Origin of the sequence: Streptomyces sp. VNUA24, assembly GCF_029167005.1 — a bacterium.
In the GTDB taxonomy this organism is placed as follows: domain Bacteria; phylum Actinomycetota; class Actinomycetes; order Streptomycetales; family Streptomycetaceae; genus Streptomyces; species Streptomyces scabiei.
Window position 1 is genome coordinate 2904705 of sequence record NZ_CP119143.1, and the last position, 12765, is coordinate 2917469.

10 protein-coding genes are annotated in these 12765 nt (G+C 70.0%); 9 read left to right on the top strand and 1 reads right to left on the bottom strand.

Annotated elements, in window-relative coordinates; all coding sequences use genetic code 11:
• Positions 1–99 precede the first annotated feature (99 nt).
• Together PYR72_RS12160 and PYR72_RS12165 are read left to right on the top strand one after the other, a co-directional pair.
• Positions 100–1671, top strand: a complete 1572-nt coding sequence (locus PYR72_RS12160; protein WP_275455347.1) for an alpha/beta fold hydrolase — start codon at positions 100–102, stop codon at positions 1669–1671.
• A gap of 64 nt (positions 1672–1735) precedes the next feature.
• A complete protein-coding gene (locus PYR72_RS12165; protein ID WP_275455348.1) occupies positions 1736–2290 on the top strand; it encodes a GNAT family N-acetyltransferase in 555 nt (184 codons plus the stop codon).
• Between the two features lie 4 nt (positions 2291–2294).
• Here PYR72_RS12165 and PYR72_RS12170 read toward each other — a convergent pair whose 3' ends face one another.
• Positions 2295–2870, bottom strand: a complete 576-nt coding sequence (locus tag PYR72_RS12170) for an adenylosuccinate lyase (protein ID WP_059082285.1) — start codon at positions 2868–2870, stop codon at positions 2295–2297.
• A 388-nt stretch (positions 2871–3258) separates the two neighbouring features.
• On the opposite strand from PYR72_RS12170, the gene PYR72_RS12175 reads away from it, so the two are divergent.
• The 7 genes from PYR72_RS12175 to PYR72_RS12205 all read left to right on the top strand — a co-directional run bounded on the left by PYR72_RS12175 (position 3259) and on the right by PYR72_RS12205 (position 12680).
• Positions 3259–5073 (top strand): 3-hydroxyacyl-CoA dehydrogenase family protein, encoded by a 1815-nt coding sequence (locus tag PYR72_RS12175; protein ID WP_275455349.1) that lies wholly within the window; start codon positions 3259–3261, stop codon positions 5071–5073.
• Between the two features lie 274 nt (positions 5074–5347).
• Positions 5348–6157, top strand: coding sequence for a TetR family transcriptional regulator (locus PYR72_RS12180; RefSeq protein ID WP_275455350.1), 810 nt, complete (start codon positions 5348–5350; stop codon positions 6155–6157).
• A 422-nt stretch (positions 6158–6579) separates the two neighbouring features.
• A complete protein-coding gene (gene ccrA, locus PYR72_RS12185) occupies positions 6580–7917 on the top strand; it encodes a crotonyl-CoA carboxylase/reductase (RefSeq protein WP_275455351.1) in 1338 nt (445 codons plus the stop codon).
• A gap of 8 nt (positions 7918–7925) precedes the next feature.
• Positions 7926–9983, top strand: coding sequence for a protein meaA (locus tag PYR72_RS12190; RefSeq protein ID WP_275455352.1), 2058 nt, complete (start codon positions 7926–7928; stop codon positions 9981–9983).
• On the top strand, positions 9980–10954 hold the full coding sequence (locus PYR72_RS12195) for a CoA ester lyase (protein ID WP_275455353.1): 975 nt from the start codon (positions 9980–9982) through the stop codon (positions 10952–10954). The genes PYR72_RS12190 and PYR72_RS12195 overlap by 4 nt, the downstream gene beginning before the upstream one ends.
• Positions 10955–10959: 5 nt before the next feature.
• Positions 10960–11472 carry a MaoC family dehydratase gene (locus tag PYR72_RS12200; protein ID WP_275455354.1) on the top strand — a complete coding sequence of 171 codons (513 nt, stop codon included), beginning with the start codon at positions 10960–10962 and terminating at the stop codon, positions 11470–11472.
• 2 nt (positions 11473–11474) lie between these two features.
• Positions 11475–12680 (top strand): acyl-CoA dehydrogenase family protein, encoded by a 1206-nt coding sequence (locus PYR72_RS12205; protein WP_059081431.1) that lies wholly within the window; start codon positions 11475–11477, stop codon positions 12678–12680.
• Positions 12681–12765 lie beyond the last annotated feature (85 nt).

Sequence of the window (12765 nt, forward strand, 5' to 3'; positions counted from 1 at the left end):
GTCGGCCGAACGCGTTCTTCGCGGTGCCCGGTTCGGGACGATGCGACGAAGGCCGTGGCGTGCACGGCCCGCAATCCTCCGTCCCTGGGAGGCCTGACGATGAAGAAACGCACAGCTGCTCTGTGCGGTGCCGTCGCCGTGCTGGCCGGAATGGTCACCGCGGTACCGGCCGGCGCGAGCGGCGCTTCCGCCGCCGCCCCGACGGCGAAGCCGGCCTGGAAGAAGTGCGCCACCGCCGACTACCCGAAGCTCCAGTGCGCCTCCCTGAAGGTGCCGCTGGACCACGGGAAGCCGAACGGCAGAAAGATCACCCTCGCCCTCTCCCGCGTCCCGCACACCGCGAAGAAGTACCAGGGCCCCCTGCTGGTCAATCCGGGCGGCCCCGGCGGCAGCGGCCTCACCCTCGCCGGCTTCGTGGCGTCCTCGCTGCCGAAGAAGGTGGCGGCGCAGTACGACGTCGTCGGCTTCGACCCGCGGGGCGTCGGCGCGAGCAAGCCCGCGCTGAACTGCCGTCCGGGCCACTTCGCCGCGGTGCGCCCCGACTCCGTGCCGAGCACCCCCAAGGCGGAGCGGGCCAACCTCGCGCGGGCCAGGTCCTTCGCCGAGGCGTGCGCCAAGAAGTACGCCGACGTGCTGCCGTACATCGACACGGTCAGCACGGTGAAGGACATGGACCTCGTCCGCGCGGCCCTGGGCGCCAAGAAGATCAACTACTTCGGGTACTCGTACGGCACCTACCTGGGCGCCGTGTACGCCAAGCTCTTCCCCCACCGCGTACGGCGCGCGGTGCTGGACTCCGTCGTGGACCCCACGGGGGTCTGGTACGACGGCAACCTCCGGCAGGACCTGGCGTTCAACGACCGCCACCGGGCACTGATGGCCTGGATCGCCCGGCACAACGGGACGTACCGGCTCGGCACCGACCCGGAGAAGGTCGAAGCCAAGTGGTACGCGATGCGCGCGGCGCTGGCCGAGCGGCCCGCGGACGGCCGGGTGGGCGCCTCCGAGCTGGAGGACACGTTCATGCCGGGCGGCTACTACAACGGCTACTGGCCCTATCTCGCCGAGGCGTTCGCGGCCTTCGTGAAGAAGAAGAACGACGATCCGCTGGTCGAGGCGTACGAGAACTTCGGCGCCGTCGACGCGTCCGGCGACAACGGCTACAGCGTCTACGCCTCGGTGCAGTGCCGTGACGCGCACTGGACCCGCGACTGGAACGAGTGGCGCGAGGACAACTGGGCGATGTACGAGAAGGCGCCGTTCATGACCTGGAACAACGCCTGGTACAACGCGCCCTGCGCGTTCTGGCCCACCGCGTCCCGGGAGCCCGTGGACGTCTCCAACACCGCGCTGCCGCCGGTCCTGATCTTCCAGGCGACGGACGACGCGGCCACCCCGTACGAGGGCGGGGCCGTCACCCACCAGTTGCTGCGCGGGTCCAGCCTGGTCGTCGAGGAGGGCGGCGGGAACCACGGCATCTCGCTGAGCGGCAACGCCTGCCTGGACAAGCACCTGACGGCCTATCTGACCGACGGCAGGGTGCCGCGCGGGCCGGGCCAGACCGACGCCACCTGCAAGAAGCTCGCCGACCCCAAGCCCCTGAAGAACAAGGCCGCGTCCGCCTCCTCGCGGGGCTCGACGCTGCACGGCCTGCTGGGCTTCCGCGGCTGAGCCCGGCCGCGGGGGCCCCGGAAAACCACGGGACTCCCGCGGCCGCCCGGCCTAGGGTGCCGCCATGAACGGCACCCCCACCGGCCTCCCGGGCCCGCGCGTCCGCGAGATGACACCGTCCGACTGCCGCCCCGTGGCCGAGATCCGCGTGGGCGGCTGGCGCAGCGCCTACGCCGGTCTCGTCCCCCGGTCGTACCTCGACGCGATGGACGTGGAGGAGGACGCCGAGAGGCGCCGCCGGATGCTGGCGAAGGCCGGGAACCCGGTGGTGAACCTGGTCGCCGAGCGGGCCGGGGAGATCGTCGGCTGGGCGGCGTACGGCCCCTACCGCGACGGGGAGGTCCGCACCGGGGACGCCGAGTTGTACGCGCTGTACACCCGGCCGGGGCACCTGGGCACCGGAGTGGGCACCGCGCTGCTGCGCACGTCCGCCGGGCGCTGCGCGGCGGCCGGCCACCGCTCGCTGTTCCTGTGGGTGCTGAAGGACAACGCGCGCGCCCGCCGCTTCTACGCCCGCCACGGTTTCACCGCGGACGGCGCCGAGGAGCCGTTCGAGGCCGACGGGACCGAGGTGCCGGAGGTCCGGTACGTGCGGGAACTCGGCGCCGCCGGGACCTGAGCGCTCAGCGCTGCCCGGGGATGCGCGCCAGCGCCCGCACCGCCGCCTCCGCGAGCCTCGGGTGCGCGAGGGCCTCGTTCAGTACGGGCCTGGCGCGGGTGTCCCCGAGGGTGCCCAGCCCCTCCACGCACGCGAGCGCCACCCGGCGGTAGGGGTCGTGCGGTCCCAGACGGCGCCGGAGTGTGGTGATCAGCGCCGGGACGGACTCGGGGGCGCGGAGTTCGGTGAGCAGGCGCACCGGGTGCAGGGCGTAGGCGACCCGGAGTTCGTTGGTGGCGAGGGCGGCCGCCGCGCGCGCGGTGCGCGGGTCCCCGAGGCGCGCCAGCGCGTAGGCCGCGGAGGCGCAGCGCGGCGGATCGCGGTGGTTGAGCAGGAGGACGAGGGACTCGAAGGCCCGGCGGTCCCCCGCGAGTCCCAGCCGGAACGCGGCCAGCTCCCGGGCCCAGAGCGGCTGCCCCTGCTCGACGAGCACGCCCGCCAGTTCGTCCCTGTTCTCGGTCAGGACGAGCCGTTCGTATCCCGCCGCGCCGCCCGACTCGCTCCGCACACGCTCCGTGAGTGATCGCAACTCCTCGTCCATGCCGTCGAGCGTACGGGCGCGGGGCGCCCTTGGGGGACGTACGTCACAAACACGGGGGCTGGCGCGCTCGTTACCCACCGGTTAGGCTCAGACGAGCGAGTTACCCACTCGTGTTCGCTCCCGACGGTTTGGTGACGCAGCCGTCGTGAGCACAGTCGGTCCGGTACCCGGAGTGTTCGGTACCCGGAGTATCCGTACGACTCGGCCTCGGGACAGGGCCGGTCGGTTCAGCCGTTCCCCCGGGCGTGTGCACGTCCGCGGCGACGGCACCGGGCGTGTGCGTTCATCAGCCCGGCACCACCCGCACCCGCACGCCACGCGCCGTTCGCGCGCTCTTCGCGTACCCGCGGCGTTTCCCTCAGTCGTCACCACATCCTGGAGTCCCGCGATGGCCACTCCCCTTTCCGACTCGTCGCTGTCCCCGCAGTCCCCGTTCCGGACGATCGCCGTGGTCGGCCTCGGCACCATGGGCACCGGTATCGCCGAGGTGCTGGCCCGGGCCGGCCGCGAGGTCGTCGGCATCGACATCAGCGAGGCCGCGGCCTCCCGAGCCGTCGCCGGGCTGGAGGCCGCCACCGAGCGTGCCGTGGCCCGCGGGCGTCTCACCGAGCAGGAGCGCGGCGAGGCCCTCGCCCGCTTCCGCACCTTCACCGACCTCCGGGCGGCGGCCGACGCCGACCTGGTGATCGAGGTGGTCCCGGAGTCGTACGAGATCAAGCAGCAGGTCTTCCGTGAGCTGGACGCGATCGTCCGCCCCGACGCCGTCCTCGCCACCGGCACCAACGCCCTGTCGGTGACGCGGCTGGCGGCCGAGTCGGCGCGTCCGGAGCGGGTGCTCGGGCTGCACTTCTTCAACCCGGCGCCGGCGATGAAGCTGGTCGAGGTCGTCTCCTCGGTGCTGACCGCGCCCCAGGCCGTCGCCCGGGTCACGGACCTCGCCCTGGACCTCGGCAAGGAGCCCGTCGCGGTCGGCGACCGGCCCGGATTCGTCGCCGACGGGCTGCTGTTCGGCTACCTCAACCAGGCCGCCGCGATGTACGAGGCGAGGTACGCCTCCCGCGAGGACATCGACGCGGCGATGCGGCTGGGCTGCGGTCTGCCGATGGGCCCGCTGGCGCTGCTGGACATGATCGGCGTCGACACCGCGCGCACCGTCCTGGAGGCCATGTACGCGGCCTCGCACGACCGGCTGCACGCGCCGGCGCCCATCCTGAGGCAGCTCAGCGAGGCGGGTCTGACCGGCCGCAAGTCGGGGCGCGGTTTCTACACCTACGAGGCGCCCGGATCGGCCACCGTCGTGCCGGACGCGCTGACGCCGTCGGACGGGACCGCGACGGCCGCCGGGCGCACCGTCCGCTCGGTGGGTGTCGCGGGCTCCGGGACCATGGCGTCCGGGATCGCCGAGGTGTTCGCGAAGGCCGGGTACGCGGTCGTGCTGGCGGCCCGCACCGAGGAGAAGGCGCAGGCCGCGAAGGCCCGTATCGGCAAGTCCCTGGCGCGCTCCGTCGACAAGGGGCGGATGACGGTCGAGGCCGCCGCCGAGACCCTGGACCGGATCACCCCGGCCGGCTCCTACGACGCCTTCGCGGACGTCGATCTGGCGCTGGAGGCCGTGGCCGAGGACCTGGACGTGAAGCGGCAGCTGTTCGCGACCTTCGACAAGGTCTGCAAGCCGGGCGCGATCCTCGCCACCACCACCTCCTCGCTGCCCGTCGTCGCCTGCGCCCGCGCCACCTCGCGCCCGCAGGACGTGATCGGGATGCACTTCTTCAACCCGGCGCCGGCGATGAAGCTGGTCGAGGTGGTCCGTACCGTCCTGACCGCCGACGACGTCCACGCCACCGTCCGCGAGGTGTGCGCGAAGGTCCGCAAGCACCCGGTGGACTGCGGCGACCGGGCCGGTTTCATCGTGAACGCGCTGCTGTTCCCGTACCTGAACAACGCGGTCAAGATGGTCCAGGAGCACTACGCGACGCTGGACGACATCGACGCGGCCATGAGGCTGGGCGGCGGCTACCCGATGGGCCCGTTCGAGCTGCTGGACGTCGTCGGGCTGGATGTCTCGCTGGCCATCGAGAAGGTCCTGCACCGCGAGTTCCGCGACCCGGGACTGGCCCCGGCGCCGCTCCTTGAGCACCTGGTGGCCGCGGGCTGCCTCGGCCGCAAGACGGGCCGCGGCTTCCGCGAATATGCCAAGCGCTGAGCGGGCGGACGACGGGCTCGGAGCGACCCCGGGCCCGGTGTCCCCGCCGGGCCCGGCCGCGAGGTGGGACCGGGCGGACCGCGCGCCGGCGGGCACGGACTGGGGCGGGCTGCTCGGCCCGGGCAGCCGCCCCCCGTACGCCCGTTCCGCCGCCCCCGCGGCCGGCCGGTCCCGCGCCCCGCGCTCCGCGGACCCGGCCGCTCCCCCGTCCGAGCTGGGCGGGGGGATGCCCGGACACGCGCACTCCCCTGCGGGGATGCAGTACGTTCGGGGCATGTCCCAGCCCGCCAAGTCCTCACGTACGCCAGCTGCGCCCGACGCTCCGGAGAGCGCCGCGGGAAGCCGTGCCGCCGCCCAACGCCTCAAGATGCGCCGGGAACTGGCGGCCGCGGCCATGGAGCTGTTCTCGACCAAGGGGTACGAGGCGACCACCGTCGACGAGATCGCCGCGGCGGCCGGGGTCGCCCGCCGCACGTTCTTCCGCCACTTCCGCTCCAAGGAAGAGGCGATCTTCCCGGACCACGACGACACCCTGATCCGGGCCGAGGCGGTGCTCAACGCGGCACCCCAGCACGAGCACCCGCTCGACACGGTGTGCCGCGGCATCAAGGAAGTCATGAAGATGTACGCGGCCCGGCCGGAGATCTCGGTCGCCCGCTACAAGCTGACCCGTGAGGTGCCCACCCTGCGGGAGGCGGAGATCGCCTCCGTGGCCCGCTACGAGCGCCTGTTCACCCGTTATCTGCTGGGCCACTTCGACGAGAACGCCCACCACGACGCCGGCAACGACGATCCGCTGCTCGCCGAGGTGGCCGCGTCGGCGGTCGTCACCGCGCACAACCACGTGCTGCGCCGCTGGCTCCGGTCCGGCGGGCAGGGCGACGTGGAGACACAGCTCGACCACGCCTTCGCCATCGTGCGCAGGACGTTCGGCACGGGCATCGGCGCCGGCCGCACCCTGGCACCCGAGCCGGCCGCCGCGACGGCCTCCACCCACGGCGAGGTCCTGGTGACGGTCGCCCGCACCGACGCCCCCCTCGACGAGGTCATGCGGACCATCGAAGAGGCACTCCGCGACCGCTGAATCCGGTCCGAAACCACGATCTACTCATCGGTAACTGTGAGAACGGCCACCCTGCGGGGTGGCCGTTTTGCCATGTCAGAGGCCCTTTTAGGCCCCGGTCTGATCGATCATCGCTCAGGTGTTACGTAAAGATTTCACCTGAGCGAATTTTCTGGCACTCGGTGCCTTGCGGGGTGACACGGCGTGCCATACGTTGAAGGAGTCCGGGCGGCCGGCGGGCAGAGAACTCCCGTTCGCCGGCTGTCCCCGCAGACCACGGTCCGCGCGCCCGGACGCCTGCGTCACAGGCACCCTTCCGCGCCACAAAGCGCCGCCACAGCACCACCTCCGCCGGACCGACGGCACCCAGCCCACCAGTTCAGCACCCGACGTAACCCTCAGCAGCGTCTTCCCTCAGGACGCTCGTCGCCGGAGGCACCACCGTGAAGGAAATCCTGGACGCGATCCAGTCGCCGGAGTCCACGTCCGCCGACTTCGCCGCCCTGCCGCTCCCCGAGTCGTACCGCGCGATCACCGTGCACAAGGACGAGACGGAGATGTTCGCGGGGCTCACCACCCGTGACAAGGACCCCCGCAAGTCGATCCACCTCGACCAGGTCCCGGTCCCGGAACTCGGCCCGGGCGAGGCCCTGGTGGCCGTCATGGCCTCCTCGGTCAACTACAACTCCGTGTGGACCTCGATCTTCGAGCCGCTGTCCACCTTCGGGTTCCTGGAGCGCTACGGCCGCACCAACGAGCTGGCCAAGCGCCACGACCTGCCGTACCACATCATCGGTTCCGACCTCGCGGGCGTCGTGCTGCGCACCGGCCCCGGCGTCAACGTCTGGAAGCCCGGTGACGAGGTCGTCGCGCACTGCCTCTCCGTGGAGATGGAGTCGTCCGACGGTCACAACGACACGATGCTCGACCCCGAGCAGCGGATCTGGGGCTTCGAGACCAACTTCGGCGGCCTCGCCGAGATCGCGCTCGTCAAGTCCAACCAGCTGATGCCGAAGCCCGACCACCTCAGCTGGGAGGAGGCCGCCGCCCCGGGCCTGGTGAACTCCACCGCGTACCGCCAGCTGGTCTCCCGCAACGGCGCCGGCATGAAGCAGGGCGACAACGTGCTGATCTGGGGCGCCAGCGGCGGCCTCGGCAGCTACGCCACCCAGTTCGCGCTGGCGGGCGGCGCCAACCCGATCTGTGTCGTCTCCAGCGAGCAGAAGGCGGACATCTGCCGCTCGATGGGTGCCGACGCGATCATCGACCGGACCGCCGAGGACTACAAGTTCTGGAAGGACGAGCAGACCCAGGACCCGAAGGAGTGGAAGCGCTTCGGCAAGCGCATCCGCGAGCTGACCGGCGGCGAGGACATCGACATCGTCTTCGAGCACCCCGGCCGCGAGACCTTCGGCGCCAGCGTCTTCGTCACCCGCAAGGGCGGCACCATCACCACCTGCGCCTCGACCTCGGGCTACATGCACGAGTACGACAACCGCTACCTGTGGATGTCGCTGAAGCGGATCATCGGCTCGCACTTCGCGAACTACCGCGAGGCGTGGGAGGCCAACCGCCTCATCGCCAAGGGCAAGATCCACCCCACGCTGTCGAAGGTCTACTCCCTGGAGGAGACCGGACAGGCGGCGTACGACGTGCACCGCAACCTCCACCAGGGCAAGGTCGGCGTCCTCGCGCTGGCCCCCGAGGAGGGCCTGGGCGTGCGCGACCACGCCAAGCGCGCCCGGCACCTCGACGCCATCAACCGCTTCCGGAACATCTGAGGTCCACGATGAGCGAGCGTCAGCCCGCCGAGGGCGGGCAAGCCAAGGACCGGCCGTGGCTCATGCGCACCTACGCCGGGCACTCCACGGCCGAGGCGTCCAACGAGCTGTACCGGCGCAACCTCGCCAAGGGGCAGACGGGTCTGTCGGTCGCCTTCGACCTGCCGACCCAGACCGGCTACGACTCCGACCACATCCTCGCCCGCGGCGAGGTCGGCCGGGTCGGCGTCCCGGTGGCCCATCTCGGTGACATGCGCAGGCTGTTCCAGGACATCCCCCTGGAGCAGATGAACACCTCGATGACCATCAACGCCACCGCCATGTGGCTGCTGGCGCTCTACCAGGTCGTCGCCGAGGAGCAGGGCGCGGACATCACGCGGCTCCAGGGCACGACACAGAACGACATCGTCAAGGAATACCTGTCGCGGGGCACGCACGTGTTCCCGCCGGGGCCCTCGCTCCGGCTGACGACGGACATGATCGCGTACACGGTCTCCCACATACCGAAGTGGAACCCGATCAACATCTGCAGCTACCACCTGCAGGAGGCCGGGGCCACGCCGGTGCAGGAGATCGCGTACGCGATGTCCACCGCGATCGCCGTGCTGGACGCCGTACGGGACTCCGGGCAGGTCCCGGCCGAGAAGTTCGGTGACGTCGTCGCCCGTATCTCCTTCTTCGTGAACGCGGGCGTCCGCTTCGTCGAGGAGATGTGCAAGATGCGGGCGTTCGGCCGCATCTGGGACCGGATCGCCCGCGAGCGGTACGGCATCGAGAACCCCAAGCAGCGCCGCTTCCGGTACGGCGTCCAGGTCAACTCCCTCGGACTGACCGAGGCGCAGCCGGAGAACAACGTCCAGCGGATCGTGCTGGAGATGCTGGCCGTGACGCTGTCCAAGGACGCGCGGGCCAGGGCGGTGCAGCTGCCGGCCTGGAACGAGGCCCTGGGTCTGCCCCGGCCCTGGGACCAGCAGTGGTCGCTGCGGATCCAGCAGGTGCTCGCGCACGAGAGCGATCTGCTGGAGTACGAGGACATCTTCGAGGGCTCGCACGTCATCGAGGCGAAGGTGGCCGAGCTGGTCGAGCAGTCCTTCGCCGAGATCGAGCGGATCCAGGAGATGGGCGGCGCGATGGCCGCCGTCGAGTCCGGCTACCTCAAGTCCCAGCTGGTCTCCTCGCACGCCGAGCGCCGGGCCCGGATCGAGTCCGGCCAGGAGAAGATCGTCGGCGTCAACATCTACGAGTCGACCGAGCCGAACCCGCTGACCGCCGACCTGGACGCGGCGATCCAGACGGTCGACCCGGCCGTCGAGGCGCGGGTGATCAGGTCCCTGCAGAACTGGCGCGACACGCGCTACCAGCCGCCTTTCAACCACCCGCGCCCGTGCAAGGCGCTGGAGCGGCTCAAGGAGGCCGCGAAGGGCACCGACAACCTCATGGAGGCCACCCTGGAGTGCGCCCGCGCCGGGGTCACGACCGGCGAGTGGGCCGGGGCGCTGCGTGAGGTGTTCGGGGAGTTCCGGGCACCGACCGGGGTCTCGTCGGCGCCGGTCGCCGTCCCGGCCGAGGAGGGCTCGGCCATGTCGGAGGTCCGCCGCGCGGTGGAGCGGACGGCGAACGACCTGGGCGTCGGCAAGCTCCGCTTCCTGGTCGGCAAGCCGGGTCTGGACGGGCACTCCAACGGGGCCGAGCAGATCGCCGTGCGGGCCCGTGACGCCGGCTTCGAGGTGGTCTACCAGGGCATCCGGCTCACCCCGGAGCAGATCGTGGACGCGGCCCTCGCCGAGGACGTGCACGCCGTCGGTCTGTCCATCCTCTCCGGCTCGCACGCCCAGCTGGTCCCGGACGTGCTGGACCGGCTGCGGGAGGCGGGCGCCCACGACATCCCGGTGATCGCCGGGGGGATCATCCCGAACGCGGACGCCGCACAGCTCAGGGCCGCCGGAGTGGCCGCCGTGTTCACCCCGAAGGACTTCGACATCACCGGGATCATCGGCCGTATCGTCGACGAGATCCGCAAGGCCAACAAGCTCGACTCCCTCATCAGCACGGAGGTCCCCGCATGACCAGCCCTGTCCCCCAGGTGAACCGCCTTCGCCCGCGGCGCTCCTGCCTCGCGGTGCCGGGAAGCAACCCCCGCTTCCTGGAGAAGGCCCAGGGCCTCCCCGCCGACCAGGTCTTCCTCGACCTGGAGGACGCCTGCGCGCCCCTCGCCAAGCCCGAGGCGCGGCACACCATCGTCAAGTTCCTCAACGAGGGCGACTGGACCGGCAAGACCCGGGTCGTGCGGGTCAACGACTGGACGACGGAGTGGACGTACCGCGATGTCGTGACCGTCGTCGAGGGCGCCGGCCAGAACCTCGACTGCATCATGCTGCCGAAGGTGCAGACGGCCCAGCAGGTCGTCGCCCTGGACCTGCTGCTGACGCAGATCGAGAAGACGATGGGCTTCGAGGTCGGCCGGATCGGCATCGAGGCGCAGATCGAGAACGCGCAGGGCCTGAACAACGTCAACGAGATCGCGACGGCCTCCCAGCGCGTGGAGACGATCATCTTCGGCCCGGCCGACTTCATGGCGTCGATCAACATGAAGTCGCTGGTCGTCGGTGAGCAGCCGCCCGGCTACCCGGCGGACGCGTACCACTACATCCTGATGAAGATCCTCATGGCCGCGCGCGCCAACGACCTCCAGGCGATCGACGGTCCCTACCTGCAGATCCGCAACGTCGACGGCTACCGCGAGGTCGCGCAGCGGGCCGCCGCGCTCGGCTTCGACGGCAAGTGGGTGCTGCACCCCGGCCAGGTCGAGGCGTCCAACGAGATCTTCTCGCCCTCGCAGGAGGACTTCGACCACGCCGAGCTGATCCTCGACGCCTACGACTGGTGCACGTCCGAGGCCGGCGGCAAGAAGGGCTCGGCGATGCTCGGCGACGAGATGATCGACGAGGCCAGCCGCAAGATGGCGCTGGTGATCTCCGGCAAGGGGCGGGCCGCGGGGATGACCCGGACGTCCAAGTTCGAGATCCCGGAGGGCTGAGCGCGATGCAGTTCGGACGCACCTACGAGGAGTTCGAGGTCGGGGCGGTCTACAAGCACTGGCCCGGGAAGACGGTCACGGAGTACGACGACCACCTCTTCTGTCTCCTCACCATGAACCACCACCCGCTCCACATGGACGTGAACTACGCCGAGAAGACGACGGACTTCGGCAAGAACGTCGTGGTCGGGAACTACATCTACTCGCTGCTGCTGGGCATGTCCGTGCCGGACGTCTCCGGCAAGGCCATCGCCAACCTGGAGATCGAGTCGCTGAAGCACGTGGCGCCGACCTTCCACGGCGACACGGTCTACGGCCAGACGACCGTGCTGGACAAGTGGCCGTCCAAGTCCAGGAACGACCGCGGCATCGTGTACGTGGAGACCAAGGGCTACAAGCAGGACGGCACGCTGGTCTGTGTGTTCCGTCGCAAGGTCATGGTGCCCACCGAGACCTACATCAAGGAGCGCGGCGGCGAACAGCCGGGCCGCCCCGAGCTCAGGGAGCAGGAGAAGTAGCCATGGCACGACTCGCCCAGACCCACGGCCTCACGGACGTCCAGCAGGAGATCCTGTCCACCGTCCGTGACTTCGTGGACAAGGAGATCATCCCGGTCGCGACCGAGCTGGAGCACCGGGACGAGTACCCGCAGCAGATCGTCGACGGGCTCAAGGAGCTGGGCCTGTTCGGCCTGATGATCCCCGAGGAGTACGGCGGTCTGGGCGAGTCCCTCCTCACCTACGCGCTGTGCGTGGAGGAGATCGCCCGCGGCTGGATGTCCGTGTCCGGCATCATCAACACGCACTTCATCGTCGCGTACATGCTGAAGCAGCACGGCACGCAGGAGCAGAAGGACCACTTCCTGCCGAGGATGGCGGCCGGCGACATCCGGGGCGCGTTCTCGATGTCGGAGCCCGCCCTCGGCTCCGATGTGTCGGCGATCACGTCCAAGGCGGTCAGGGACGGCGACGAGTACGTCCTGAACGGTCAGAAGATGTGGCTGACGAACGGCGGAACGTCAACCCTGGTCGCCGTTCTCGTCCGAAGTGACGAAGGACACCCGGAGGGGACCGCCCCCCACAAGTCGATGACGACCTTCCTGGTGGAGAAGGAGCCCGGCTTCGGAGAGGTCCGCCCCGGCCTCACCATTCCCGGGAAGATCGACAAGATGGGTTACAAGGGCGTCGACACGACCGAACTCATCATGGACGGACTGCGCATTCCGGCCAATCGTGTCCTGGGCGGCACCACCGGCCGAGGGTTTTACCAAATGATGGACGGCGTCGAGGTGGGCCGGGTGAATGTGGCCGCACGTGGCTGCGGTGTCGCTCAGCGTGCGTTCGAACTGGGGGTCTCCTACGCCCAGCAGCGCCACACCTTCGGCAAGCAGATCGCCCAGCACCAGGCGATCCAGTTCAAGCTGGCCGAGATGGCTACCAAGGTCGAGGCCGCCCATGCGATGATGGTGAACGCAGCGCGCAAAAAGGACTCGGGAGAACGAAACGACCTCGAAGCAGGGATGGCGAAGTATCTCGCCTCCGAATACTGCAAGGAAGTCGTGGAGGACGCTTTCCGGATCCACGGCGGCTACGGCTTCTCCAAGGAGTACGAGATCGAGCGCCTCTACCGTGAGGCTCCGATGCTGCTGATCGGTGAAGGCACCGCAGAAATCCAGAAAATGATCATCGGTCGTCGACTGCTCGAGGAGTATCGGTTCCAGGGTTAGTCAAGGGCTGGTCGAGTGCCGGTTGTCCGCTTGCGGGTGTTTTCTTCGAGAAGAAGATCACACCCCGTAAGCACTCTTCGGCCGT